The organism is Pseudoalteromonas sp. KJ63-1, from assembly GCF_055808145.1.
In genome coordinates, this window is record NZ_CM147855.1 from 790,428 (window position 1) to 816,375 (window position 25,948).

The 25,948-nt window shown below is 41.4% G+C and carries 24 protein-coding genes; 15 read left to right on the forward strand and 9 right to left on the reverse strand.

The genetic code is table 11. The features are described 5' to 3' along the window. From nqrE to cyoE, 10 genes are all read left to right on the forward strand, one after another. On the forward strand, positions 1–609 hold the full coding sequence (gene nqrE, locus AC0L7Q_RS03675) for an NADH:ubiquinone reductase (Na(+)-transporting) subunit E (protein ID WP_006791490.1): 609 nt from the start codon (positions 1–3) through the stop codon (positions 607–609). A gap of 17 nt (positions 610–626) precedes the next feature. Continuing rightward, the gene (gene nqrF / locus AC0L7Q_RS03680) at positions 627–1,850 is read left to right on the forward strand and encodes an NADH:ubiquinone reductase (Na(+)-transporting) subunit F (protein WP_413401405.1); all 1,224 of its coding nucleotides are present in this window, start codon (positions 627–629) and stop codon (positions 1,848–1,850) included. 99 nt (positions 1,851–1,949) lie between these two features. Continuing rightward, positions 1,950–2,972, forward strand: coding sequence for an FAD:protein FMN transferase (locus tag AC0L7Q_RS03685; protein WP_413401406.1), 1,023 nt, complete (start codon positions 1,950–1,952; stop codon positions 2,970–2,972). 147 nt (positions 2,973–3,119) lie between these two features. Next, on the forward strand, positions 3,120–3,281 hold the full coding sequence (gene nqrM / locus AC0L7Q_RS03690) for a (Na+)-NQR maturation NqrM (RefSeq protein WP_050947007.1): 162 nt from the start codon (positions 3,120–3,122) through the stop codon (positions 3,279–3,281). A gap of 326 nt (positions 3,282–3,607) precedes the next feature. After that, a complete protein-coding gene (locus AC0L7Q_RS03695) occupies positions 3,608–4,036 on the forward strand; it encodes a hypothetical protein (protein ID WP_413401407.1) in 429 nt (142 codons plus the stop codon). A 328-nt stretch (positions 4,037–4,364) separates the two neighbouring features. Further along, complete coding sequence (cyoA, locus tag AC0L7Q_RS03700; protein WP_413401408.1) at positions 4,365–5,318, forward strand: ubiquinol oxidase subunit II; 954 nt, start codon at positions 4,365–4,367, stop codon at positions 5,316–5,318. 2 nt (positions 5,319–5,320) lie between these two features. Continuing rightward, entirely contained in the window at positions 5,321–7,309 is a 1,989-nt protein-coding gene (cyoB, locus tag AC0L7Q_RS03705) for a cytochrome o ubiquinol oxidase subunit I (protein WP_413401409.1), read from the forward strand. Continuing rightward, positions 7,306–7,938 (forward strand): cytochrome o ubiquinol oxidase subunit III, encoded by a 633-nt coding sequence (gene cyoC, locus AC0L7Q_RS03710; RefSeq protein WP_413401410.1) that lies wholly within the window; start codon positions 7,306–7,308, stop codon positions 7,936–7,938. The genes cyoB and cyoC overlap by 4 nt, the downstream gene beginning before the upstream one ends. Continuing rightward, positions 7,938–8,294 (forward strand): cytochrome o ubiquinol oxidase subunit IV, encoded by a 357-nt coding sequence (gene cyoD / locus AC0L7Q_RS03715; RefSeq protein WP_413401411.1) that lies wholly within the window; start codon positions 7,938–7,940, stop codon positions 8,292–8,294. The genes cyoC and cyoD overlap by 1 nt, the downstream gene beginning before the upstream one ends. Before the next feature lie 274 nt (positions 8,295–8,568). Then, positions 8,569–9,453 (forward strand): heme o synthase, encoded by an 885-nt coding sequence (cyoE, locus tag AC0L7Q_RS03720; protein ID WP_008111919.1) that lies wholly within the window; start codon positions 8,569–8,571, stop codon positions 9,451–9,453. Between the two features lie 80 nt (positions 9,454–9,533). Here the strand turns inward: cyoE and AC0L7Q_RS03725 are convergent, their stop codons facing one another. Together AC0L7Q_RS03725 and AC0L7Q_RS03730 are read right to left on the reverse strand one after the other, a co-directional pair. Beyond that, positions 9,534–10,121, reverse strand: coding sequence for an FMN-binding negative transcriptional regulator (locus AC0L7Q_RS03725; protein WP_409424875.1), 588 nt, complete (start codon positions 10,119–10,121; stop codon positions 9,534–9,536). Then, on the reverse strand, positions 10,121–10,696 hold the full coding sequence (locus tag AC0L7Q_RS03730) for a GNAT family N-acetyltransferase (protein ID WP_138605611.1): 576 nt from the start codon (positions 10,694–10,696) through the stop codon (positions 10,121–10,123). Before AC0L7Q_RS03730 ends, AC0L7Q_RS03725 begins: the two co-directional genes overlap by 1 nt. Positions 10,697–10,802: 106 nt before the next feature. Between AC0L7Q_RS03730 and pdxR the strand changes: the two genes are divergently transcribed. Next, entirely contained in the window at positions 10,803–12,266 is a 1,464-nt protein-coding gene (pdxR, locus tag AC0L7Q_RS03735; RefSeq protein WP_413401412.1) for a MocR-like pyridoxine biosynthesis transcription factor PdxR, read from the forward strand. 3 nt (positions 12,267–12,269) lie between these two features. Here pdxR and AC0L7Q_RS03740 read toward each other — a convergent pair whose 3' ends face one another. The 4 genes from AC0L7Q_RS03740 to AC0L7Q_RS03755 all read right to left on the reverse strand — a co-directional run bounded on the left by AC0L7Q_RS03740 (position 12,270) and on the right by AC0L7Q_RS03755 (position 18,392). Then, positions 12,270–12,947, reverse strand: a complete 678-nt coding sequence (locus AC0L7Q_RS03740; protein ID WP_413401413.1) for a hypothetical protein — start codon at positions 12,945–12,947, stop codon at positions 12,270–12,272. 135 nt (positions 12,948–13,082) lie between these two features. After that, entirely contained in the window at positions 13,083–15,035 is a 1,953-nt protein-coding gene (locus tag AC0L7Q_RS03745) for a phytase (protein ID WP_413401414.1), read from the reverse strand. A gap of 11 nt (positions 15,036–15,046) precedes the next feature. After that, positions 15,047–16,021, reverse strand: coding sequence for a metallophosphoesterase (locus tag AC0L7Q_RS03750; RefSeq protein WP_413401415.1), 975 nt, complete (start codon positions 16,019–16,021; stop codon positions 15,047–15,049). 64 nt (positions 16,022–16,085) lie between these two features. Then, entirely contained in the window at positions 16,086–18,392 is a 2,307-nt protein-coding gene (locus AC0L7Q_RS03755) for a TonB-dependent receptor plug domain-containing protein (protein WP_413401416.1), read from the reverse strand. 285 nt (positions 18,393–18,677) lie between these two features. On the opposite strand from AC0L7Q_RS03755, the gene AC0L7Q_RS03760 reads away from it, so the two are divergent. Both AC0L7Q_RS03760 and AC0L7Q_RS03765 read left to right on the forward strand, forming a co-directional pair. Beyond that, positions 18,678–19,586 carry a GGDEF domain-containing protein gene (locus tag AC0L7Q_RS03760; protein WP_413401417.1) on the forward strand — a complete coding sequence of 303 codons (909 nt, stop codon included), beginning with the start codon at positions 18,678–18,680 and terminating at the stop codon, positions 19,584–19,586. Then, positions 19,570–20,568, forward strand: a complete 999-nt coding sequence (locus AC0L7Q_RS03765; RefSeq protein ID WP_413401418.1) for an AraC family transcriptional regulator ligand-binding domain-containing protein — start codon at positions 19,570–19,572, stop codon at positions 20,566–20,568. The genes AC0L7Q_RS03760 and AC0L7Q_RS03765 overlap by 17 nt, the downstream gene beginning before the upstream one ends. Here AC0L7Q_RS03765 and AC0L7Q_RS03770 read toward each other — a convergent pair whose 3' ends face one another. The 3 genes from AC0L7Q_RS03770 to ettA all read right to left on the reverse strand — a co-directional run bounded on the left by AC0L7Q_RS03770 (position 20,569) and on the right by ettA (position 23,708). Then, entirely contained in the window at positions 20,569–21,477 is a 909-nt protein-coding gene (locus AC0L7Q_RS03770) for a histone deacetylase family protein (RefSeq protein WP_413401419.1), read from the reverse strand. Between the two features lie 57 nt (positions 21,478–21,534). Further along, on the reverse strand, positions 21,535–21,897 hold the full coding sequence (locus AC0L7Q_RS03775) for a PilZ domain-containing protein (RefSeq protein ID WP_054202042.1): 363 nt from the start codon (positions 21,895–21,897) through the stop codon (positions 21,535–21,537). A 137-nt stretch (positions 21,898–22,034) separates the two neighbouring features. Next, positions 22,035–23,708, reverse strand: coding sequence for an energy-dependent translational throttle protein EttA (gene ettA / locus AC0L7Q_RS03780; RefSeq protein ID WP_008111928.1), 1,674 nt, complete (start codon positions 23,706–23,708; stop codon positions 22,035–22,037). A gap of 224 nt (positions 23,709–23,932) precedes the next feature. Between ettA and AC0L7Q_RS03785 the strand changes: the two genes are divergently transcribed. Both AC0L7Q_RS03785 and AC0L7Q_RS03790 read left to right on the forward strand, forming a co-directional pair. After that, positions 23,933–24,880, forward strand: a complete 948-nt coding sequence (locus tag AC0L7Q_RS03785; RefSeq protein ID WP_413401420.1) for a homoserine O-succinyltransferase — start codon at positions 23,933–23,935, stop codon at positions 24,878–24,880. Then, the gene (locus AC0L7Q_RS03790) at positions 24,870–25,940 is read left to right on the forward strand and encodes a homocysteine S-methyltransferase family protein (RefSeq protein ID WP_413401421.1); all 1,071 of its coding nucleotides are present in this window, start codon (positions 24,870–24,872) and stop codon (positions 25,938–25,940) included. The genes AC0L7Q_RS03785 and AC0L7Q_RS03790 overlap by 11 nt, the downstream gene beginning before the upstream one ends. The last annotated feature ends 8 nt before the right edge of the window (positions 25,941–25,948 follow it).

Sequence of the window (25,948 nt, forward strand, 5' to 3'; positions counted from 1 at the left end):
GTGGAACATTATATTAGTTTATTTGTAAAAGCCGTTTTTATTGAAAACTTAGCGTTAGCATTCTTCCTAGGTATGTGTACTTTCTTAGCCGTGTCTAAAAAAGTAACTACATCAATTGGCCTAGGTGTAGCGGTTATTGTTGTATTAGGTATTTCAGTACCGGTTAACAACTTGGTTTACCATGCGGTATTAGCACCAGGTTCACTAGAGTGGCTTGGTTACCCAGAAGCAGATCTTAGCTTTTTACGTTTCTTAACTTTCATTGGTGTTATTGCAGCACTAGTGCAAATTCTTGAAATGGCATTAGATAAGTTCTTCCCACCGCTTTACAACGCATTAGGTATTTTCTTACCACTAATCACAGTTAACTGTGCAATTTTTGGTGCGGTAGCCTTCATGGTTGAGCGTAACTATAACTTCGGCGAGTCTGTTGTTTATGGTATTGGCGCTGGTGTGGGTTGGGCGCTTGCAATTACATTACTTGCAGGTATCCGTGAGAAAATGAAGTATTCAGACGTACCAGATGGTTTACGTGGTTTAGGTATTACCTTCATCACTGTTGGCTTGATGGGTCTTGGCTTTATGTCATTCTCTGGTATTTCACTGTAATAATAGCGAGGTCAATCATGGATATTTTCTTAGGCGTTGGTGTTTTTATCGCTATCGTTGTAATACTAGTTTTAATCATCATTGGTGCTAAATCTAAGCTAGTTGCAAGCGGTGATATCATCATCGGCATTAATGGCGATGCAGACAAAGCCATTAAAACATCAGCAGGTAGTAAGCTATTAGGTGCACTATCTGAGTCAGGTATTTTCGTATCTTCTGCATGTGGTGGCGGTGGCTCTTGTGGCCAGTGTCGCGTACACATTAAAGAAGGCGGCGGTGATATTCTGCCAACTGAACTTGACCACATCTCTAAAGGTGAAGCACGTGAAGGTTGTCGCCTAGCGTGTCAGGTTAATGTTAAAAACGACATGGAAATTGAACTTGAAGAGTCAATTTTCGGTGTTAAAAAATGGGATTGTGAAGTTATCTCTAACGATAACAAAGCGACGTTCATTAAAGAACTTAAGCTACAAATTCCTGATGGCGAGTCAGTGCCGTTCCGTGCGGGTGGTTACATCCAGATCGAAGCGCCAGCTCACCATGTTAAATATGCAGATTTCGATATTCCTGAAGAGTATCGTGGCGATTGGAACCATTTTGGTTTCTTCGATCTGGAGTCAAAAGTAGACGAAGAAACAATTCGTGCTTACTCAATGGCTAACTATCCAGAAGAAGAAGGCATCATCATGCTTAACGTGCGTATCGCTACGCCGCCGCCAAGAAACCTAAGCCTACCATGTGGTAAAATGTCTTCGTACATTTGGTCACTTAAAGAAGGCGATAAAGTAACTATTTCTGGTCCATTTGGTGAGTTCTTCGCTAAAGACACAGACGCTGAAATGGTATTCGTAGGTGGTGGTGCAGGTATGGCACCAATGCGTTCACATATCTTTGACCAACTTAAGCGTTTAAACTCTAAGCGTAAAATTAGTTTCTGGTATGGTGCGCGTTCTAAACGTGAAATGTTCTATGTTGAAGATTTTGACGGCCTAGCTGAACAGAACAAAAACTTTGTTTGGCATACTGCGCTTTCAGATCCGCAACCAGAAGATAACTGGGAAGGCTATACTGGCTTTATCCATAACGTGTTATTTGAGAACTATCTTAAAGATCACGAAGCGCCTGAAGATTGTGAGTTCTACATGTGTGGTCCTCCAATGATGAATGCGGCTGTTATCACTATGCTTAAAGACTTAGGTGTTGAAGAAGAAAACATCTTACTAGATGATTTCGGTGGCTAATACCCAAACTGATTAAATTTAGTTAAAATACCAGCCTCGTCGCATTTTATGTGACGAGGCTTTTTTATATTAATTTTTAACCTATTAAGTAGGGTTGTTATGAACAAAGTAAATACTCCCCAGGGCATAATCGCCTTATTTATAATCACGCTGACTTTACTGTTATCTGGATGTGGAAAATCAGTCCCAGAGGAAACCTACTTAGAAGGTAAAACGATGGGTACAACTTACCACATTAAGTTTTACGCTGAGCAAGTTGACCCTCAAGCAGTACAAGCAGAAATCGATGCGGTTTTAGTTGATATCAACCAGTCTATGTCGACCTATATCGAAGATTCAGAAATAAACACCTTTAACCGTTTAGATGCCAACGAAGTAATGCCAATCAGTGATGATTTTAGAGCCGTTATTAGTGAATCAATGCGTATTGGTAACTCAACAAAGACCCTAGATGTGACTATGGGGCCGTTGATAGATTTATGGGGGTTTGGCCCAGATAAAAAACCAACAAAGCGCCCAACCGATGAAGCCCTGGCAAATATGATCAATAACATTGGTATAGATAAGCTAGTCCTTAACGAGCAAGGCTTAGCAAAAACGATGGCTGATTTAGAGTTGTCGTTTTCAGCAACTGCAAAAGGCTATGGTATTGATAAAGTGGCTGAGCTATTACAAAGCAAAGACATTACAGATTACATGGTTGAGATTGGCGGTGAGCTTCGTATTGCTGGTACAAAACCAGACAATCAAGCATGGCGAATAGCAATTGAACAACCTGATGCAAACCCAGGCGAGAGAAAAGTACACCGTGTACTTGCACCAGGTAATAACGGTATTGCCACCTCAGGTGATTATCGAATCTTTTATACTATGGATGGAGAAACCTATACGCATCTAATTGATCCTATGACAGGGATGCCAATTAAGCATGACTTAGTTTCTGTCACAGTTTTACACCCAAGCGCTATGACGGCAGACGGTTTAGCGACTGCTTTAACGGTTATGGGTATGGAAAAAGCACAACAGTATGCGCAGCAGCATGATTTGCCAGTGTATTTAATTGCTAAATCGGCACAGGGCTTAGTCACTTATTCAAGTCCTGCGTTTAAGCCTTATTTATAGTCTTTAGGTTTATATCCTTAGCATGAGGGTATATAATATACGAAGCTCAAATACGCTATTTGAGCTCATTTTATTGCTGAACAATAGGGGCTAAGCAATGTCACTTTTTTTCTAACCTTTGGCTTACTTATTTTAATTGTCGCTGCGATGGCGATAGGCATGATAGTTCAAAGAAAATCGATGGCGAGTAGCTGCGGAGGCCTAGGCTCTGTAGGTATTGATAAAGCGTGTGATTGCGATGATCCATGTGATAAACGCAAAAAGCGTCTAGCCAAAGAGCAAGTATGGAAAGAAAACCAAATTCTTTAAATAGATTTATTTCTGTTTAAACAAAAACCTCTCGTAGCTCACTACGGGAGGTTTTTTTATTTATATCGCTATAAATAAATCACCAGCTGATAAAATAATCGTGTTTTTATCTTGAACAGAAAACTCTCTTTGTTATACTCATGCCCGAACTTTCAGTAAGTTTTGAAAGTTCTATTGATGCGGATCAAAACTAGCTTAGCCAAATAGTGCTAATGCGTTGAGACTGTATTTCATGTCACTGTATAAGGCTTTACGGCTGCAACCTGTTTTTGTTGCCACTGTGTATGCCAAATTTTGTTATTAGTCATTTTAATAGGTTAATGTTTTTGAACTCATTTTCTTTATTTCATACCAGCGCTTTGCTTACCTTAGGTAAGTCAGTGTTGCATGAGCGCTGTAAAAAAGCGAAAAGAGGCGTGAGTGTGGCTATAACATTATTAGTTTTTAACGCCGTTATGTTGCTTAGTGGCGCTATTGAGGATGCCTTTAGGCTTGAAGCATTGGTGAGTGATGGCTTTTTTATAGAGCCATTATTACTGACGATTGCCGAATTTTTAGCTCATCCTATCTTATCGTGTCAGTTACTTATTGGCCTTAGTTGGCTATTGTTCCACATGTTTCCAGCGCGTCGTGCTGGAATAATCCTCCGTAAAGCAGCCTTTGCTTTTAGCGAGGCTAAAGTTCAGCAACCCGTGCAAGCTGCACATGGTTGTCGTGCTCCACCTAGCTTTACAGGTTGTCTGTTTACCCATTAATTTTATGGGTATAGGTTACACCTGTGGTATCTAATTATTTATTCTTGCTGTAAATAACGATTACTTTCATTGTAGCTTAGTGTTTTTACACACTCTCAGCCAACCACACCTCACCCAAGTTAATTTTTATTGCGTTATATTAATGTGTTTAAAAAAGCTGGGTTGGTTCTGCTAGGTGTTTTTTATTAAGCCAGTGGTCAATACTTCATGCTTGCATTCGCTCTGCATTATTTGTAATTCAATCTTAATTAACTTGGGTTTTTATCAAATATCGTTGCTAAATATTTTTGGCAGCTAATAAAAACTCTTTAGGTTTTAGGATAGTCCCTTGTTAATTCGTAACCTTTTTAATATTGCTTTAGCTAGTATGGCGCTGATTTTATCAGGCTGTAATGGCGGGGTACTCGACCCAAAAGGGCAGATAGGTATTGATGAGAAAAATCTGATCATCATCGCCACTGTGCTTATGTTGTTAGTTGTGATCCCCGTTATTGTGATGACTTTATATTTTGCTTGGAAATACAGAGACACACAAAACCATGAAATTTACGCACCAAAATGGGCTCACTCTAATAAGATTGAGGCTGTTGTATGGGCGGTTCCTATTGTTATTGTTGTTATTTTAGGTGTGATCACCTGGCAGTCAACTCAAGAGCTTGACCCTTATAAACCGATAGAGGGTAAAGGTGAACACTTAACTGTTGAAGTGGTGTCACTTAATTGGAAGTGGTTATTTATTTACCCTGAGCAAGGTATTGCTACGGTAAACGAATTGGTATTTCCAGCTAATGTTCCGGTTGAATACAAAATCACGTCAGAAAGTACCATGAACTCGTTTTTCATTCCCCAGTTAGGTAGTCAAATTTACTCAATGGCGGGCATGGAAACTAAGCTGCATTTAATTGCTAATGAGCCAGGCACGTTTAAAGGCTTTTCGGCTAATTACAGTGGTGCGGGTTTTACTGGTATGAAATTTAATGCCATTGCAACGCCAACAAAAGCTGATTTTAACCAGTGGATTGAACAGGTTAAAACCAACGCTAATAGCCTTACTCATGCCAATTATGTTGAGCTTGCCAAAGCGAGTGAAAACAATCCCGTCGCTTATTATGGCAAGGTTGATGACGGTTTATTTCATACCATAGTGATGAAATACATGCAGGCGCATGGCGATATGAACAAAAAACACCACTCGATGGGTAAACATCAGCAGATGAGTAATGAGCATCAGGCAATGGGTAATCATTCAATGCCATCATCACACAGCCAGGGCGAGGAATAATCATGTCGTTTTTAGGTAAATTATCTATAGATGCAATTCCGTTTCATGAACCTATTATCATGGTTACCATGGCGGTGATTGCTGTTGTCGGGCTTATTATAGCTGGGCTAATAACAAAATATAAAAAATGGGGTGTGCTTTGGCGTGACTGGATCACCTCGGTTGATCATAAACGCTTAGGCGTCATGTACATTTTATTAGCGCTAATCATGCTGTTTCGTGGTTTTTCCGATGCCATTATGATGCGTGCGCAGTTAGCGCTTGCTACCAGTGGTGCACCAGGTTACCTGCCGCCAGAACATTACGACCAAATATTCACCGCCCATGGCGTTATTATGATCATCTTTATGGCAATGCCATTTATGATTGGTTTAATGAATATTGTTGTACCACTGCAAATTGGTGCTCGCGATGTGGCTTTTCCATTTTTAAATAATTTAAGTTTTTGGTTTACTGCCAGTGGCGCCATTTTAATAAATCTATCGCTGATATTTGGTGAATTTGCTAAAACAGGCTGGGTTGCTTACCCACCGTTGTCGGAGTTGACCTTTAGCCCTGGGGTAGGGGTCGATTATTATATTTGGGCCTTGCAAATATCGGGGCTCGGTACGCTATTAACCGCTGTTAACTTCCTAGTGACAGTATTTAAAATGCGTGCCCCTGGTATGACACTGATGAAAATGCCAATTTTCACATGGGCATGTACATGGGCAAATATCTTAATTGCGGCATCATTTCCAATTTTAACCGCCGTGCTTGCCATGCTAACGCTAGACCGTTATTTAGATTTTCACTTCTTCACTAATGAAGCAGGCGGAAACGCCATGATGTATATCAACCTGTTTTGGGCATGGGGTCACCCAGAGGTATACATTTTAGTATTACCAGCTTTTGGTATCTTCTCTGAAATAGTATCTACCTTCACTGGTAAACGCTTATTTGGTTATAAATCGATGGTATATGCCAGCGGTGCCATTTCTATTCTTGGCTTTATTGTATGGTTACACCACTTCTTTACTATGGGGTCAAGCGCCAATGTAAATGCCTTCTTTGGGGTGATGACCATGGTCATAGCTGTGCCTACTGGGGTTAAGTTATTTAGTTGGTTGTTTACTATTTACCGTGGCCGTTTGCGCATTACTGTACCGGTACTTTGGACGCTAGGTTTTATGGTTACCTTCAGTATTGGTGGTATGACGGGGGTATTACTGGCAATCCCTGGTGCCGATTATGTATTGCATAACAGCTTATTCTTAATCGCTCACTTCCATAACACCATTATTGGTGGCGCAGTATTTGGCTACTTAGCCGGGTTTGTTTTTTGGTTTCCAAAAGCAATGGGCTTTAAGCTTGATGAGCGTTGGGGTAAAGCGTCATTTTGGTGTTGGTTAATCGGTTTCTTCGTAGCCTTTATGCCATTGTACGTACTTGGCTTTTTGGGCATGACGCGTCGCTTAAACCACTCTAATAATCCTGATTGGAATATCTGGCTTTATATTGCTGCAGTGGGGGCCGTGATTATTATGTTCGGTATTATTTGCCAAATTATTCAGCTATATGTGAGCTTTAAAAACCGCGAAGCGCTTGATGATACCACTGGCGATCCTTGGAACGGTCACACCCTTGAATGGTCAACGTCATCACCACCGCAATACTATAACTTTGCTGAAATCCCGCATGTTGATGATATTGATACATGGACTGATATGAAAGAAAAAGGCCTAGCTTATCAAGCTAAATCTAGCTATAGCCCAATTCATATGCCAAAAAATACCGCATCGGGTGTGCTTATTGCTGCGAGTTTAACGGCGTTTTGTTTTGCCATGATCTGGCATATTTGGTGGCTAGCAGGGCTTGGTTTTATTGGCGCGATTGCGCTGTTTATTAACCGTGCTTACACCAGTGGTGTAGATTACTACGTGCAAAACGATGAAATATTACAAATTGAAGGCGCGCATATTGCCAGTAATACGAAGGAGGTAAGCGCATGAGTACGTTATCTGCAACTCAAGGCCATGTAAATTTAGAGCCTCATAGCTTAAGTCATACGCATGAACATCACGATACCTCTGGCGATACAATCTTTGGTTTTTGGCTTTATTTAATGACCGATTGCCTTTTATTTGCCTCATTTTTTGCAACCTACGCAGTGCTTTATATGAACACCGCAGGTGGTGTATCGGGCAAAGATATTTTTGAGCTTGATTTTGTTGCCGTAGAAACTGCGGCGCTACTTATAAGTAGTATTACTTTTGGTTTTGCCATGATTGCCGCTCAAGGGCAAAAAAAGGCGCTGACGCTTGGTTGGCTCGCGGTCACTTTTTGTTTAGGCGCGGTGTTTATTGGTATGGAAATTTATGAGTTTCATCATTTAATTGTTCATGGCAATGGCCCACAGCAAAGTGCTTTTTTAACATCGTTTTTCTCATTAGTGGGCTTGCATGGTTTACATGTAACTGCAGGCCTTATCTGGATGAGCATAATGATGATTGAGGTGATTAAGCGCGGTTTAGGTAAACAAACCGTCACGCGCTTAAGTTGCTTAAGCTTATTTTGGCACTTTTTAGATATTGTGTGGATTTGTGTATTTACCGTTGTTTATTTAATGGGGGCAATATAATGAGCCATAGCGAAACACATGCTTTAGAGAAAATGCAAAGCCAACATTATGATCAGTCACACGGTAGTGTTAAAACCTATCTTATTGGCTTTGTATTGTCAGTGATTTTAACGGCCATTCCATTTTGGATGGTGATGGAGGGCGACTTTTCAAAGGTCACCACGCTTTGGAGTATTGTTACTTTAGCAATCGTGCAAATTTGGGTGCATTTAAAATACTTTTTACACCTTAATTTCACCACTGATGAAGGTAAAGCGAATACCTTTACCTTCTTGTTTAGCGCGTTGATCATCGTCATGGTGGTTGGACTGTCTGTTTGGATCATTTATGAATCAAACGCAATGATGATGTACTAGGGTCTGTTGACCTTTCAAGGTTGAATCTGCAGCAGCCTGTTTGGTATTTAGGTAAGGCAGAGCCTATGTAGTGTGGTTATTTCCCATAAATAGGCGATAACGCAGCATCAATGCCAAACAGGCGCTGCCCGAAGGGTTCTGCCTAGGGGCGATTTACTCTTTGTTGCTCGGTTTTGACTTAGCCCACTAGGTTACAAACCTCGCGCCGCGATTAAACCGCCCCTAGTTTGAACAAATTTTAATCCGCAAAGGTCAACAGACCCAGAGGTTTCAGATGTTTCGTCGTTATTTAGCTGTTACTAAGCCAGGTATTATTATGGGGAATTTGATCAGCGTTGCCGGTGGTTTTTTACTCGCCGCCCGCGGTGATATAGACCCATGGTTAATGTTGGTTACCTTGGTTGGTTTATCGCTTGTTGTTGCATCGGGATGTGCCATAAACAATGTTATTGATAGAGACATTGATGTTGCCATGGCGCGTACTCGCTCACGTGTGACTGTAACGGGCGAAATGTCTGCAAAAGCCGCTTTAAGCCATGGCGTGTTATTAGGGCTAATTGGCTTTGGCTTATTAATCGCCTTTACCACTCAAGCGGCGGTATTTTTTGCCGCCTTTGGCTATGTCATCTATGTAGGGGTTTACAGCCTCTACATGAAACGCAACTCTGTTTACGGCACCTTTATTGGTAGTCTGTCGGGCGCAGTTCCACCTGTTGTTGGCTATTGCGCCGTTACGGGTGTGTTCGATATGGGCGCATTAATACTGCTGGTGATGTTTAGTTTGTGGCAAATGCCGCACTCATATGCAATTGCTATTTTTCGCTTTAAGGATTACCAAGCCGCTAATATTCCAGTATTGCCCGTGGCACAAGGTGTTAATAAAGCTAAGCGCCATATTGTGCTTTATATTGCCGTATATGCTTTAGTGGTGATGCTATTGCCAATTAGTGGTTATACCGGTGCTGCCTTTATGGCCGTTGCCTGTATCACCAGTTTTTGGTGGTTACTCATGGCACTTAGAGGGTATCGCTACAACATTGACACCACCCGTTGGGCACGCCAAGTGTTTGCGTTTTCAATTATTAATATTACCGCTTTGAGTATTGCCATGGCGGTAGATTATCAAACAATTGCGCCACAGTTAGTGGCGCTAAACTGATCATCATCTGATCAATGAACCGAGTTAATTCCCAAAGTTAACCAAAGGCTCTGAGCATTGCGAGGAGCCTTTTTTCATTCCTAAAACAAGGCCGCTATTGAGTGCTTATTGGCATCTACCAGACTTTGTTTTATTTTATTTCTTATAGCGGCTGATTTATTTTGACTGAGTTTGAAGTTACCTTGCCAGTGAATTGGCGTAAGCTCTATAAAACTCAGGTGTTGATACATTGTATTGCGATGCTGCTCAGGCACTTCATTAATTTTCCACTCAGGCTCAAATGTTTTCTCAAAATGACTAGTAAGGGTTCGCATTACGAGATCTTTTTTTAGCTCATCTTTAATAATATGTACTTTTGCAGTCACTAACACCGATGCGTAAAGCCAGCTAGGCAATGTTTGATTATCCGCATAGGAGGGTGATAAATAGCAATTGTCACTATTAAAGAGTAAATTCACCTGTTTATTATCAAGCTTTGATAGTGGATTATGCTTTGCTACATGTGCAATAAACATATTTTCTAAAGAGTTGAATAACATAGGTACATGACAAATGTTATTTAATTGACTATTTGAGCAGGGCATAAAAATTGTTGCTAATGGAAAATTATTAATAAGCGCATGCAATTGCTCGGTATTTTTTTGCATAAAGTGCTCGGGTGGGTACATTATAATAGCTCCTCAAGTCGTAACTTTATAGCTGGCCATTGCTCGTCAATAATGCTGAATTTTGCGGTGTTGCGATATGAACCATCTTCTAGACGTCGGTCTTTTTGGGCTATTCCTTCAAACTTAGCGCCTAAACGGGCAATGGCATTGCGTGATTGTTGATTGTGCTCATGGGTATTAAAACTAATCCGTACTAAATTAAGTTGATTAAATGCATATCTCAGAAGTAAATATTTTGCATGCGTATTTACGTATGTTCGCTGTGCAGTGAAGCTAATAAAAGTATGGCCAATTTCAGCGCTTAAGTTGTTACTGTCTAACCTAAATAAACGGGTTGTGCCAACAACTTGCTGTGAATGTTTATCAATAATGGCAAAAACCACTTGCTCGTTTTGATTAAACTGCGCGCTATGTGTAAACCATTGCTCCAACTTAACTTGGGTTTGTGTGTAATTACTTAATACCCACTGCCAAACTTGTGGGTGTTTACCTGCTTGATATAGACCCTCGAGATGTTTGAGTTTAAGTGGCTCTAAGGCAACCTTGTTGGTTTGATGAATTTGCGTTGTGAACATTATAAGCCCCATATTTTGCTATTTATTCATAACAAATGTACGCTTTATTGGTTTGTTAAAAACAACCAAAATTTAATTTTTACCTATACCAGTTTGGAAAGTGTTTATGCAGCCACTTAATATAAAGCTCACTAGCCAGAGTAAAGCTAAATACCTGCAAATAGCAGATGCACTTAGGGAGTCGATTATAAAAGGGGACATTCTCGCTGGCAGCAAACTCTGCTCTGCACGCGATATGGCACAAGCGTACGGATTAAACCGCCATACAATAATGAATGCCCTACAACTTCTTGTCGCAGAAGGATGGTTGGAATCCTATGAACGATCAGGCTACAGCGTTACCAATACATTGCCTATTCAAAACAGTATAAACACTGCCCAGTCTCAAGCATTGGATCCTAAGCCGTATCGATTTGCTACCACGCTTACGGTGTCAGAACCTATAATGGACTTAAATCACTATGCTTATAACTTTGCTGGAGGCTTACCCGATTTAACACGCTTTCCCTATAAAGAATTTAAACGCTCTGTAAGTCATGTGTTTAATCATTTAGATACCAGCCAATTTCATTATGGTAGTGTGGCTGGGGAGCCTAATTTAAAATCGCAAATTAGTCATTATTTATACAAAGCACGAAACCTAAAAACAGCCGATATTCTTATGTGTAATGGCTCTCAAGAAGCGCTTTTTTTAGTATCAAAAGCCTTTATTAATAAAGGCGATTATGTTGCAACCGAAACCTTAGGTTACCCGCCTGCTCGTAAAGCATTTGCAGCATGTGGCGCGCAGCTTATAGATATAAAACAAGATGATGAAGAGTTGTGTGTTGATGATTTTAAAACTCAGCTTGAACGCTATCCCATTAAACTTCTGTATTTAACGCCACTGCATCAATACCCAACGACTGTGACCTTATCACCCACCCGGCGCTTACAAATTTATCAGCTGTGTTATGCCCATAATGTGATGATTATTGAAGATGACTACGACCATGAATTTCACTACCGTTGCCAGCCTTTGCAACCCATGGCTGCCGATGACCCCGCAGGCATTGTGATATATCTATCAACGTTTTCAAAAATTATGTTTTCAGCAGCAAGGATTGGCTATATCTGTGCAGCGCCTGGGGTAATCGCACAATTAACCGCATGGAAGCAGCTAATGAACCATAAAAATGATGTGATTATGCAATTAGCTGTCGCACACTGGATGAAAGAAGGTGGTTTTGAACGCCATTTAAAGCGTATGACAAAGCTCTATAAGCAGCGCTATGAAGCGATGGGTGATTATCTAACGCAGCTGCAATTATCAGGCTATCCAATTGAATATATAAAACCCGACGGTGGCATGGCGATGTGGGTTAATTTAAATAAACCGGTGGACCAATTAAAGCAAGTACTGCAAAGTAAAGGTGTGTATGTACAGGTTGAGCCTGAATTTTACTTTAAAGACTCAGAACGTAGCTTAATACCTAAGCAACATAGTTATGTACGTTTAGGATTTGCTGGGCAATCAACTTTGGCGATGCAAGCTGGGCTTAAATTGATTGCTGAACACGTTTTCAAATAAAGCTTATTTACTTAAGCTTTCAGCATCATAAAACATCGGTTTCAATGTGCCACAATTTATAAACTTATAATTTAGCTCACCAGCAGAGGGCACTTCAGTTGAGGTGCGAAACTTTTGTAAACAGGCACCACTTAAATCAACAAACATAATATGATGATAGCTTGGTGGTTGAGTTATTTGGTGAATGTAAATACGCTCGTTATTTTTTAGCGTAACCATGTCGTACTGTTGCCATTTTGAGGCTGGGCTTAAATCAGTTAGCTCACGAGTAAATAACTGCTCGCTAAGCTCTATTAATTTATCGCTGTAAACTAAGCTACCTCCTTGTCTATAATCTCCAAGATACACATCTGCGGTAATTGCGACTTCTTCGCCTCGCATTAAGCGTTGAATATTAAACGGCTTTGATTTTACGGTAACTAACTCAGCATCACGTACTAAATCTAAAAATGGAATATCAGATACATCTACCTTGTACATAACATGCATATCATAAGGAAGCTCAAAGCTTGGAATGTTAATGGCGTATACACTTGAACCTTTATTAACCAATACCAAGGCATGCTCTGCTTCATACTTGGGGTTTAATGGCGGAAGTTCTGGTGGTTCTTCGGCATTAGCAAGCGAGCTGGTACAAAATACAATGCTGATAAATAAAGATACGAAATAAGGTAGCCGCATAATAACCTCAATTAATTTATAGATATAAAGTGTAGTATACATTTATAAAAAATTATCTTTAGTTAAATTTTAGTAAGGCTTAAACGTGATACACACTTAAGTTTTAGTGTGTATCAGTATATTTAGAGTTAGCTATTATCTAATTGCTTTTTTCACTTCGCGCCAGTCAATAACTTTAAAGTTTTGCGGTTGCAGTGGCATACGGTTATAGCCGTCTTGTACTATAAGCATGCCCTCAGGATAACCTGGTAAAGCTTTTGCTGTAACGGTTAAACCGTCCGTTTCACCTACGCCATCAATGCCTTTATCTAGGTTAGCAACTACATTAAACTTACCTGCAAAGCTGAGACTAGGCTGTGTATCATCTGAGATTTTGTAAAGCACATAGCTATTATCGCCTTGGCTTGATACCACTAAATAGCGCGCATCATTGGCGTGATAAATCTCCATGCCTTCAACATCTGCCACCAGCTGCTCATTAACACTTTGTAGCTTTACTGCTTTGTTTCCAGATGTAGGCTCTGCACCTATATACCAAATTCCTGCATCTTCTTCGCCTGCAAATAATTGGCCTAGTTTATCATCAGCACTACAGCCTTCAGGTTGGCTTGGTAGGGTAAACTCTCTAACCAGTTCACCGCTTAGATTATCTTGCTCACCGATGAGCTTATATTGCTGGAATAAACCTGATTTATCATTAACAAACACGTAATGGCCAGAATCAGACGAATACATACACATGCCGTAAATCTCAGGTAAGTTAGTCGCGACTTCTGTTACATGGTTTACTTTGTTTTCTCCATCAACAGTAAATACGCTAATGCTATTAAGTGTACGGTTGCTGGCAGTGATCCACGTATGGGTTTCGTTGTTTATACCTTGATGTTGGCGCACATCAACGTTATTTAAACGTCCTATATTGAGCGACTGTACTTTGTTGCCAGCAAGATCATAAACCATTAAGCCACGGCGTTTATCTGTGCCTAAAATTAAGCTGTTTTTAGCGTCTTGCTCATTTATCCAAATTGCTGGGTCATCTGCTGCATCACCAAACGCTGCAACCGGTGTGGTTTGTGCGCTGGCATGAAGGTGAGTCATAGCAACTTTGCTATTTGAGACAGAAGTTTGCGCTGCGTAGTTAACGTTTGCTTGAATGTAAGCGCCGGTTTCATCATCAATCAAAACTAGCTGCGCTTGATTGTCATTAATAAAGCTTGCTGCAACAGACTCAGTAGTGTACTCACCTGACAGTGACCATTGGCTAAGCGTGTCTGTTTGAGCTTGGTAAGCATAGATCATATTGCCATCAGTGGCGCTAAGCCATACAGTACCGTCTTGTGATACCGATAAAGCTCCGATTTCAGTTTTTAATTCGCCGTATGGCTGTACTAAAGCCACAGGTTGCTTATTGGCATCTGATTCTGCATCAGCATTGATAGCCCACACTCCGAGCTCTGCTTCACCCACATACAGAGTTTTTGTGTCGTCATTTACTGCACAACCTGAAGCCTCAGTGACCGCAGAGAACTCACGTACTGCGATATTTTTAGCTTGGTTAGTGGCTAAATCATAAATAACAGTTTCGCTGATCAGGCCTCGAACATCCGGCACAAACGCTGATACAGTCTCGGTATTGTTGTTTTTAAATAAACACACTGTATCAGGCTGAGCTTGAGGTGGACTAATACGAGTGAGTTCATTTAGCTGCCAAGTTTGGCCATTTTTCATAAGCTTAAAAATAGCAACGTTATCTTGGCTCTTATCCAGACTGGCGAGTAAAAATTGCTGCGCTGATAATTGTTTTAGTGAAATTGACTCAAAGTTACCGGCTAACAGCACACTGCTTTTCTCGTTATCGGCAAGTAATAAGCCTTGGCTTTCGCTCGCCATTAGCCATTGATTATTACCAAGTGCAGCTGCTTGTGAGCCTTGCATGTTTTGTTGTGGGCCAAATAACTTAGCCTCAACAGCCGGCTTTGCTATTTCTGTCGGGTTTTGTGTATCGTCATTACGTGTACAACCGCCAAGCGCAGTTACAAGCACAGCACTTGATAGCACCGCTGAAATTGTATTTAGTTTAAAGTTCATTATTTTATCCTTTACTTATCTAGGTGCTTTTCAGTGTTAAAACGTACTTCACCAAGGTGATTAATCGCGCTTACACTGAGAGTTTCGCCATTGATAGAGATACTTAAAAAGCCCGGTGTTGCTTCTGCGTAGCGGGTAAATTCACGTTGTTTTACAAACCGCGCTTCGCTGCCACCACCAGAGACAAAGTGAGCCACCTTGCTATTTTTTGGTTGGTTGTATTGCAAGTCGTGCTCGTGCCCTGCGATATAAGCGTGCACGTTATGACGCTCCAAAATAGGTTCTAAAATGTCGCGAAGCCCTTGGTTGCGGCCAAAGCGTTTACCACTTGAATAAAGCGGGTGATGGCCTACCACAATTTTCCATTTTGCGTTACTGCCAGCAAGTTGGGTTTCAAGCCAATCCAATTGTGTTTGATAACTTTGCCCTTGAGTTGAGCGGTATTTTTCACGGGTTTTATATTCAGGTTGAATCGGGTTGGTATCTAAAAACACCATTAACACTTGCTCGTTGTTTTCAAGCGCAAATGTTTTACTGTAGTACCTTGCAGGTAACTGCCAGCGCTGACTTTTTGCGGTGTAGTCAATTTGTGCTTGGGCATTACCTAAGTAATCGTGATTACCTAAAACAACATACCAATCTTCAAATGTGTGCGGGCCATGGTATATGTTCTCAAAGGCTGATTGCCAAAGAGGATCGTTCACACTTGCCACGCCATTTGGGTAAAAGTTATCGCCGGTCGAGACAATAAAATCGGCATCGGTTTGATACATAGCAATTTCTAGCTGATGAGCCACTTCTTTTTGGTAAAAGTGGCCGTTGTGTCCCCAGTCACCAATTACCATAAAGTTAAGGCTATTAGGCAACGTAGTTAACTTGGCAATTTTTTGTTGTTGGTATAGTGCATCTTTATAAATAACAGGCTCGTTTGCACTTAGCGCTGATGAGCACAGTAGCGCAGCCATTATGAAAGACAATTTAAACATGTTCTAACTCCAAAAAAGCACGCGATGGGTTGCCATTACGTGCTTAAAGTGACAATACGTGTGATTAAAATGCGTAACGTAGCATTACTTGAATCACAGGACCTGCTTCTTCAGATTCAAGCTCGTACTCATCAAAGTCACGATTATTTTGATCATCAAGCGAGTCAAACTTGTTGAACACTTCATCTTTACTGGCATCAAGTAAGTTTGAACCAACAAGGCGAAGGGTGATGTCATCCCAGCGTTTTTCAACGAAAAGCTCTAAATCAGCACCGTAAGAGGTTGTCACTTCTTCACCGACAAAGCGTCCGTATGCATCACCTTGATTACGGTACGTTGCCCCAAATGATGCTCGAAGGGTTGGTAAATCTTGGATAAAGCCTACGTTATAAACATAATCTGATTGGTCGTTAAATTTGCGCTTGCCAAAACTGTCTTCAACTTCACTGTCGAGCCAAGAGTAATTTAAGAAGATTCCAGTATTAGGCATGTTCAATGCGCTCAGTGGGGTTGATAAATCAAACTCAATACCTTGAACTGTGCCATCACCAGTATTTTGTGGTTGCAGTACAAATGTGCCTTCACCTTCAGAGCCTTCAACACCGGTACTGGCAATTTCAATAAGGTCGCTAACGTCACGGTAAAATACGTTTACACCAACAACACCACTTTTACCTAAACGGTATTCGTAACCTAAATCGATACCCCAAGATGATTCTGGTTTAAGGCTTGGGTTGCCTAAAAAGTCATTATCAGCGAGCTTTTCTTCAAGTAGGGCGGGTGTCATGTAGTCAAAGTCAGGGCGACGTAAGCTGCGAGCAACAGAGGCGCTGACTCGTCCGTTATCACTGACGCTGTAACGAAAGTGAGCCGACGGTAAGAAAAAGTCATAATCATTTTCGGCAGTAACGCCTTCGTTGGTATCGGTAATGCTTGAGTCAGTTGACTCCCACCGCACCCCCATCTCCCACGAGAACACATCCGCTTCGTGCTTGATTAGCGCAAATAAATCAAAACGATCTTCTTCAAGTTTATTAACACCGCCGTCTACTGGTTCAAATTCGTTGTTAAATTGTGCTAATGACATTGGCGTCTCGCTAAATTGAGCCCATCCAGTCAGTGTTTGCTCACTTTCATCTTCAGCGACAAAAATGGCGGTATCGCGCTCTTTGCCTTGTACAAAAGCACCAAATTGAACTTCTTTCGAGTCACCTACCAGTAAGCTGTGCTGCCATTGTAATGACCACTCTTTATCATCGATATCAACGGTTTCTTCAGCTTCTTCAAACACCATTGGGAGCTCTGACGTATCAAGTTCAACCTCTTGCTCATACACTGATTCTTCAAAGCTGGCATAACCTAACTTAAATTTGCTGGTACCGCCAAGTAGTGGTAATTCATAGCCAGAATTAATGTTGTAGTTGGTTTGATCAATAAACGAAACGTTTGCGTTATCTGAGATTAAATTACCACCCTCAACGACAGAGCCTGAGGTTGCAGTGGGGTCGTCGTATTCAAAAGAGCGCTCATCTTCGGTACGGTCGGTATCAACCCACATAGCGCTAATATCAAACTTGCCGCCGTTATCAAACACCTTTTCAAAGCTGGCATTTAAAGAGGTATCATCACCATCACGGATATCAGATTGATCTTCACGGTTATCAAAATCGTCTGTTGCGTAATTAGGGTTATTTTCAGGGCTATCGCCATAACGTCTGCTTGATTTTTGTTTTGGGTTATAACGACCTTGTAAATTGGCACCTACGAGTAAACGGCCACCTGCAAACTCAGTACCGTAAACACCCGCAAAGCTTTCTTTTAGTTCGCCGTCATCGTAACGTAAGCCACCAGCGCGAATATAACCGCCGTCTAAGCTGTAGCCATCGCGAAGTACAATATTAAGTGTGCCTGCTATGGCATCGGCAGAGCGGTTGGCACTAGATGAACGAATTATTTCTACGCGCTCGATTAATTCTGCTGGAATACGGTCCACAAAAAATGAACGGTCAGCACCGGCGCCCGGAACTTCTTCGCCATTAATAAGTACTTTTGTGTAAGCAGGGCTTAAGCCGCGCATACGAGCGCCGTCTGATTCAAGTACGTCAGATAAAAAAGTAACACTAGGAACACGCTTTAGTGCATCACCGGCGGTGAGTGGTTCAAAACGTTGAAAGTATTCTTGTGAATATTCAAGCGTTGGCGCTAGTTCTTGCGAGCGGTTGCGATAACCAATCTCGCCGTATACCACAAGCTCTTCAGAAACCTTTACTTCAGGTTCCCTTGGCGATGTTTGTTCCTCTGCATTCACGCTAACACTAAATTGGCTCAGTGCTAATGCCGCTATAACAGCATTTAACTTAAATTGTTTCATTGATTTGCTCCGGTTGTCCTTGGTTTGGTGAGCAAACTAAAAAAAGTTAATGACGCTAATGTGACAGTTTTACAGTTAATTCCTGAAAAAACGTTAACTTAGTGCTTTTTAAACAGACTGTTGAGCTGTTTAAACACGGCTCCAGAGCACTAAAAATGGTTATTACTAGGTTAAATACCTAAAAATTTTAATCTCAATGTCATATCAATGAGCCAAAATGACCCTGACGAATACAGTATGACTGCGCTAGCATGCAGACCAACATAGACTAAAGAAGCCACCGTAATGCGATATAACCCATTTACCAGCCATGCAAAATTAACCAACACCATCATTTTATTATTGGTTATTGCTGTAGCAATATGCGCTTACTTTGGCGAACTTAAGCAATTGCAAGACATTGCGTGGCTCGATATTGTTGGTGAGGGCGGTATTGTGTTGATGACCCTCAGCTGGATAGCTGCATTACTTATTTCACGTCCGCCAGGTAAAGTAACTACCTTATTAGTGTTAGGTTTAGGTTTGTTTATGTTCTCAGCCACGCTCGATTTACTCGATGAGTGGTTAAAGCAACCTTCACAATTATGGCTCACCTGGTTTGAATCACTGCCAGCGCCGTTTGGTATGTCGCTTACCAGCGCAGGGCTTTATTATTGGCATCAAGAACAGTTTGTTTTAAATCGCCAATTGCGTCGTCGTGAAGCGCATCTGCGAGAGCATGAAAAAGTCTGCCCTGTTACAGGGTTATATCGAATTAATTACTTACACTCGCTAATACAGCAACGTCAAAGTGAACAGCAAGCCGCCACCTTAGGCATTATTGATATTCGAGACTTTGCAAAGTTTAATGCGCAGTTTGGTTTCAGTGAAGGCGATAGGTTACTGCGAGAAGTCAGTGATTTATTAGTAATGAATTGCCGTTTGAATGATGTGCTTTGTCGCTATGCTGGTGATTGTTTCATTGTGCTTATGCCGGGTACCAGCCAAAGCCAAGCCAAAGAGTTATTAGCGCAAATGAAGGCGGCGCTTAATCATTGTGCGTTTAAAGTCGCAAAAAGCAAAGGTGCCCAGTTTCAGCATATTTTAACCGCCACCATGGCAATGGATTTAGCGCAAGATCCAGTGCAGCAAACCAGCCAGTTACATCAACAATTACAACAAGAAAAGGCCCTTTTAGGTGCAGCAGTATATTAGCCTAGATGATAAATACCTCAGCGCGGAGGGAGTGATCACTGCGCTGGTGGAGCTTGCTCAAGGACGAGGGATCCCGCTTCATAAATTGCTGCGTGGTACGGGTATTTTTGAGCCAGATTTATATGATCTATCACAGCGCTTTAGTTTATCGCAGTTGTTGGCTTTAATTAGCCAGTTTAAAGCCTTAATGAAGAGTAATGATAGTGGCTTTTTACTGGGTCATCAATTGGTTAATGACGTTAGCCCAGCAATGCAAAGTGTCCGTTTAAGCCCGACCCTTGGCGCTGCGCTAAAACAATTGCAACATATTCGCGCCACGTTAGCCCCTTTATTTTTTACTCGTAAGCATATTTTCCAAAATGATTTCTATCTGTACTTGCAACCGAATGTAGGTATGGACGAATCGTTAAAAAATTATTGTTTTGAAATATACAGCGCTGCGTTAATGAGCTTACTAAAAAGAGTGAGTGATCACTACCCGCACTGTTATTTTGACTTTACCTGTAAGCGCCCGCGGCATATTCAAGAGTATGAGCAGCACCTAGGTTTGCGGGTACGGTTTGAGCAGCCCTATACTCGTTGGCATTTTGATAAACAACTACTTAAGTGCCCAAACCCAGAGGCTAGTCAGCTTAGGTGGCAGCAGTGCATAGCGCAAAGTGAGTTAAATAAGAATGTATCACAGTCTTTTGTTGAGGCTGTGTGCCAGCGCATTTACCGTGATAAAAATAACAGTCTAGCTAACAGTGCTGAGCATTTTGCCATGAGTTCTGCTACGTTTAAACGTAAGTTAAAACAACACAGTGTTAGCTATTCGCAATTACAAGATGAGCAAAATAAACTTAAAGCACTGCATTTACTTGGTGTGTGCCAGCAAGGCAATGAACAAGTCGCGATGCGATTAGCATTTTATGATATTCCTAATTTTCGCCGAGCTTTTAAGCGTTGGACCGGCATTACGCCGAGTCAGTTAAAAATATAATTAAAAACTAGCCGCTTGCTCAATAACTATGCCGTGGCGCTGTGCTAAACGTTCATGGTTTCTGTCGTAACCACCACCAATCACAGTGGCAACAGGGGTATTATTTGCAAGGCAGCGTTTAAGTACTAAGTGGTCGCGCTTTTCTATCCCTTGCCAACTAATATCCAGTTTGCCTAAGCCATCCTCTTGCCAAATATCAACGCCAGCATCGTATAAAACAAGATCCGGGTTAAGCTCGTTTAATAAAAATTGCAGCGTATCGTCAACAATACCTAAATATTCAGCGTCTTGCATATTATTGGCTAAACCAATATCTAAATCGCTAGGGGACTTTCTAAACGGGAAGTTTTTTTCACAGTGTATTGAACAGGTAAACGCATAAGGTTGATGAGCCAGCATAGCTGCGGTGCCATCGCCTTGGTGAACATCTAAATCAAAAATCAGTACGTTGGTCACTTCACGATTTTGAATTAACGTTTGTGCGGTAAAAGCTAAATCGTTCACCATACAAAAACCTGAGCCAAAATCACTATGAGCATGGTGAGTGCCGCCCGCTAAATGGCACGCAAGCCCATTTTTAAGCGCTAAACGCGCAGTTTGAAGTGTTCCCAGCGGAGCGGTAAATGTGCGGTTCATTAGTGCTTGTGACCAAGGCAGGCCAATACGGCGCATGGCTTTTTCGTCTAGGCGGTTATGCCATAAATCGTGAATGTAATTTTCACAATGTACTATTTCTAGCTCTTCTACACTACCATGTGGTGGCTCTATGATATTACTGCCAGCAAGCCCAAGGGTTTTAACATGTTGGTGTAGCTGTGCAAATTTACTCATTACAAAGCGATGCTTGGGATCGAAACTAAACGAGTAGTTAGGATGATAAACTAAAGGTAGATTGGGATTTAAACTCATATCTGCGTCGTTTAATTATTTTTGATTATGGTAATCAACTTCACGCAGTGCGTCTATTTATGTTTGGTGAATAAGCGTTTCAAGCTCGCGGTGTAATAATGTTTCATCAGCAAGGTTTAGCTCAACTAAACGCTTTAAATGCGTGATACTGTCTATATCAATACTATGGCATTTAAGACCAATATGGTTTTCTTCTATGTGACGAATAACCACCGGCATTTTTATTTCAATATCGCTTTGTGGCAAAGTAAAACGTAGTACTGCTTCGTCATTTTTGTTCCCAGTAAATGTATCGCTTTTAGTAATAAGCGCACCATGTAAAGAGATATCTAATAGAGTGCATTCATACTGGCTGCTAGCCATAACTAATTGCGCTGCAGTAGAGAACATAATACGAGAAAATTGCCGACGGTTTTGCATAATAATCTTATAAAGCTGTTATTTATAATAAGCATAGCTGGTAATGCCCAACACGCCAATTTGCTTAAAGATAAAAATAGCTCGCATAAAAAAGCCCCGCATAAAATGCAGGGCTTTTAACTTATTAACTGTGGCTGTTAGCCAATTTTTTTATACTTAATACGCTTAGGCTGCGCAGCTTCTGCGCCAAGAGTCTTTTTAAGCCACTCTTCGTATTCAGTGTAGTTACCATCAAAGAAGTTAATTTGGCCTTCGTCGCGGTAATCTAAAATGTGTGTAGCAATACGGTCAAGGAACCAACGGTCATGCGAGATACACATTACACAACCTGGGAATTCTAAAATAGCATTCTCAAGAGCACGTAATGTTTCAACGTCCAAGTCATTGGTTGGCTCATCTAGAAGTACCACGTTGCCGCCTGCTTTTAACAGTTTAGCTAGATGTAAACGGTTGCGCTCACCGCCAGATAAGTCTTTAACAAACTTTTGCTGATCGTTGCCTTTAAAGTTAAAACGGCTAACGTAAGCACGGCTTGGGAACTCAAAGTTACCAATTTTTAGTACATCTTGGCCGTCAGAGATTTCTTGGAATACCGTTTTGCTTTCGTCCATGTTGCCACGGAACTGATCAACAGTTGCCAGTTCTACTGTTTCACCAATGCTGATATTACCGCTATCTGGCTGTTCTTCACCGCTTAACATTTTGAATAGCGTTGATTTACCTGCACCATTGGCACCAATAATACCCACAATAGCGCCCTTAGGCATGCTAAAGCTTAAGTCATCAATTAAAACACGGTCGCCAAAGCTTTTACGTAAGTTGTTTACTTCTAATACTTGGTCACCTAAACGTGGGCCAGGTGGAATAAACAATTCGTTAGTTTCGTTACGTTTTTGGTAATCAGATTGTTGTAGTTCGCTAAACTGTGCCATACGTGCTTTTGACTTAGCTTGACGACCTTTAGGGTTTGAACGAACCCATTCAAGTTCTTGTGCAATCGACTTTTGACGTGCTTTTTCAGATTTTTGCTCTTGTTGTAAGCGGGCATCTTTTTGCTCAAGCCAAGACGAGTAGTTACCTTCCCACGGAATACCTTCACCACGGTCAAGCTCTAAAATCCAACCTGCTACATTATCAAGGAAGTAACGGTCATGCGTTACTGCCACAACAGTGCCTTCGTAGTCATGTAAGAAGCGCTCTAACCAAGCAACCGACTCAGCATCTAAGTGGTTAGTTGGTTCATCGAGAATCAGCATGTCTGGTTTTTCAAGTAACAAACGACAAATAGCAACACGACGGCGCTCACCACCCGATAGGTGCTCAATTTTAGCATCCCACTCAGGTAAACGAAGTGCATCGGCAGCACGCTCTAATACGTTATCGATATTATGACCATCGTGCGCTTGAATAACCGCTTCTAATTCACCTTGCTCTTTAGCCAGTGCGTCAAAATCAGCGCCTTCCATTGCGTATTCGTTATACACTTCGTCAAGGCGGTTAAGGGCATGTTTTACTTCACCTACAGCTTCTTCAACAATTTCACGAACTGTTTTGCTTTCGTCTAAAACAGGCTCTTGCGGTAAGTAACCAATTTTAGTGCCTGGTTGAGGGCGAGCTTCACCTTCAAACTCTTCATCAACACCCGCCATAATGCGAAGTAGTGATGATTTACCAGAACCATTTAAACCTAGCACACCAATTTTTGCGCCTGGGAAAAAATGCAACGAAATATCTTTTAAGATAGTGCGTTTTGGTGGCACAACCTTAGATACTCGACTCATCGAGAATATAAACTTATCAGGTAAAACCATGGAAGAAGCCTTCAATAATAATAAAAATTTCAATGCTGTATTGTAGTGGCTCACAGGTGAAACAGTCAACGAATGGCACTGTTTTAAAGTACATATTCAATTTATATAAGCTGCGTGAATAAATTTCATTTAGACATCTATACATCTAGAGGTTGATATTTTTGGCATTCTGTTCATAATGAGAGCGTATCAACTCTCGGTTTTTATGAGCAGGAGCTTTAAGAATGCCAATTACAGTAGAAGACGAATTGCCAGCTATTGCACGTTTACGTCATGAAAACGTGTTTGTAATGCCAAAAACGCGTGCAAAAACCCAAGAAATACGCCCTATGCGTTTGGCTATTCTTAATCTTATGCCTAATAAAGTAGAAACCGAAGTACAGTTTATTCGCTTGTTGGCTAACTCTCCGCTGCAAGTAAATGTTGAGCTATTGCGCCTAGACACGCACCGCAGCAGTAGCAACTCAGAGCAACACTTAGATACTTTTTATCGTTATTTCTCAGAAGTAAAAAACAACAACTACGATGCACTGTTAATTACCGGTGCACCGCTCGCGCATTTAGAGTATGAAGAGGTGGCTTACTGGGAAGAGCTCAAAGTGATTATTGATTGGGCCGAGCAGCATGTAACTTCTACCTTGTTTTCGTGTTGGGCTGCCCATGCGGCTTTATACCACCGTTATAATTTAAAGCGCGATTTAAAAGATAATAAACTTTGCGGAGTGTTTACCCACCAATGCTATTTTGCTCATGGCGCACTTACTCGCGGCTTTGACGATACCTTTTTAGTACCGCACTCACGTTATGGCCACATAGATATTAATAAAATAAACGCCTGTGAAGAGCTGGTGGTATTAGCGGGCTCTGAACGAGTAGGGGCGTATTTACTTAAAAATAAATCCGGCAGCCAAGTATTTATTACTGGCCACCCCGAATACGATGCCGACAGTTTAAAAGCCGAATATGAACGCGATTTACAAAAAAGTTCCGATGCACCAAAGCCCGAAAACTATTTTCCTGATGACGATGCCAGCAAACAACCGTCTAAAACATGGCAAAGCCACGCGTTTTTACTGTTTTCAAACTGGTTAAATTATTACGTTTACCAAACCACACCCTATGATATTAACTTAGTTAGCCAAGACGTAAGGACTAACAACTATGCCGAATAATCCTCAAAACAATAAGCATCAAGAGCTGAGTGCTGCGCTCAAACAGCGCATTTTAATTTTAGATGGTGCAATGGGAACCATGATCCAAGCGCATAAGCTTGAAGAGCAAGACTACCGTGGTGAACGTTTTAAAGACTGGCATGTGCTTATTAAAGGTAACAACGATTTATTAAGCCTAACCAAGCCTGAAATTATTACTGAAATACACCGCAGCTTTTTAGCCGCCGGTGCCGATATTATTGAGACCAACACCTTTAACTCGACCACCATTTCGATGGAAGATTACGACATGGCGAGCATAAGCCGTGAAGTTAATTTAGAGTCGGCTAAGTTAGCTCGCGCAGTATGTGATGAATTTAGCGCTAAAACCCCAGAAAAACCGCGCTATGTAGCGGGTGTTTTAGGGCCAACGTCTAAAACCTGTTCGTTATCGCCGGATGTAAACGACCCCGGCTATCGTAATATTACCTTTGATAAGTTAGTGACTGCGTATGTTGAGTCGACTCTTGCGCTGATGGAAGGTGGTGTAGATATAATTTTAATCGAAACCATATTCGACACGCTTAATGCAAAAGCCGCCTCATTCGCGGTAGAAGAAGCGTTTGAACAAGCTGGGCGTACATTGCCAGTGATGATATCAGGCACAATTACCGATGCCTCAGGCCGCACGCTTTCAGGGCAAACCACTGAAGCATTTTATAACTCTATTCGCCACATTAAGCCGCTTTCAATTGGTTTAAACTGTGCCCTTGGGCCTGATTTACTGCGCCAATACGTTGAAGAGCTATCGCGCGTGTGCGAAACCTTTGTCTCTGTTCACCCTAATGCGGGCTTACCCAATGAGTTTGGTGAATATGACTTAGAAGCAGACGACATGGCAAAAGAGATTATAGATTGGGGAAAATCGGGCTTTATTAATATTGTTGGCGGTTGCTGTGGCACTACGCCTGCGCATATTCGTGCCTTTGCCAAAGGGCTTGAAGGCACAGCACCACGAAAATTACCTGAGCTTGAAGTGCGTATGCGTTTATCAGGCCTAGAAGCCTGTAACTTAAATTAGGAGCCGCC

Bases quoted from the DNA above. Each gene is read 5' to 3' on its own strand.
- AC0L7Q_RS03755 (WP_413401416.1), bottom strand. From the start codon at position 18,392: ATGAAACAATTTAAGTTAAATGCTGTTATAGCGGCATTAGCACTGAGC.
- AC0L7Q_RS03785 (WP_413401420.1), top strand. From the start codon at position 23,933: ATGCCAATTACAGTAGAAGACGAATTGCCAGCTATTGCACGTTTACGT.
- pdxR (WP_413401412.1), top strand. From the start codon at position 10,803: ATGCAGCCACTTAATATAAAGCTCACTAGCCAGAGTAAAGCTAAATAC.
- cyoC (WP_413401410.1), top strand. From the start codon at position 7,306: ATGAGTACGTTATCTGCAACTCAAGGCCATGTAAATTTAGAGCCTCAT.
- cyoB (WP_413401409.1), top strand. From the start codon at position 5,321: ATGTCGTTTTTAGGTAAATTATCTATAGATGCAATTCCGTTTCATGAA.
- AC0L7Q_RS03790 (WP_413401421.1), top strand. From the start codon at position 24,870: ATGCCGAATAATCCTCAAAACAATAAGCATCAAGAGCTGAGTGCTGCG.
- AC0L7Q_RS03730 (WP_138605611.1), bottom strand. From the start codon at position 10,696: ATGTTCACAACGCAAATTCATCAAACCAACAAGGTTGCCTTAGAGCCA.
- AC0L7Q_RS03775 (WP_054202042.1), bottom strand. From the start codon at position 21,897: ATGCAAAACCGTCGGCAATTTTCTCGTATTATGTTCTCTACTGCAGCG.
- nqrM (WP_050947007.1), top strand. From the start codon at position 3,120: ATGGCGATAGGCATGATAGTTCAAAGAAAATCGATGGCGAGTAGCTGC.
- ettA (WP_008111928.1), bottom strand. From the start codon at position 23,708: ATGGTTTTACCTGATAAGTTTATATTCTCGATGAGTCGAGTATCTAAG.
- AC0L7Q_RS03740 (WP_413401413.1), bottom strand. From the start codon at position 12,947: ATGCGGCTACCTTATTTCGTATCTTTATTTATCAGCATTGTATTTTGT.
- nqrF (WP_413401405.1), top strand. From the start codon at position 627: ATGGATATTTTCTTAGGCGTTGGTGTTTTTATCGCTATCGTTGTAATA.
- AC0L7Q_RS03725 (WP_409424875.1), bottom strand. From the start codon at position 10,121: ATGTACCCACCCGAGCACTTTATGCAAAAAAATACCGAGCAATTGCAT.
- AC0L7Q_RS03745 (WP_413401414.1), bottom strand. From the start codon at position 15,035: ATGAACTTTAAACTAAATACAATTTCAGCGGTGCTATCAAGTGCTGTG.
- cyoD (WP_413401411.1), top strand. From the start codon at position 7,938: ATGAGCCATAGCGAAACACATGCTTTAGAGAAAATGCAAAGCCAACAT.
- AC0L7Q_RS03770 (WP_413401419.1), bottom strand. From the start codon at position 21,477: ATGAGTTTAAATCCCAATCTACCTTTAGTTTATCATCCTAACTACTCG.
- AC0L7Q_RS03750 (WP_413401415.1), bottom strand. From the start codon at position 16,021: ATGTTTAAATTGTCTTTCATAATGGCTGCGCTACTGTGCTCATCAGCG.
- cyoE (WP_008111919.1), top strand. From the start codon at position 8,569: ATGTTTCGTCGTTATTTAGCTGTTACTAAGCCAGGTATTATTATGGGG.
- AC0L7Q_RS03760 (WP_413401417.1), top strand. From the start codon at position 18,678: ATGCGATATAACCCATTTACCAGCCATGCAAAATTAACCAACACCATC.
- AC0L7Q_RS03685 (WP_413401406.1), top strand. From the start codon at position 1,950: ATGAACAAAGTAAATACTCCCCAGGGCATAATCGCCTTATTTATAATC.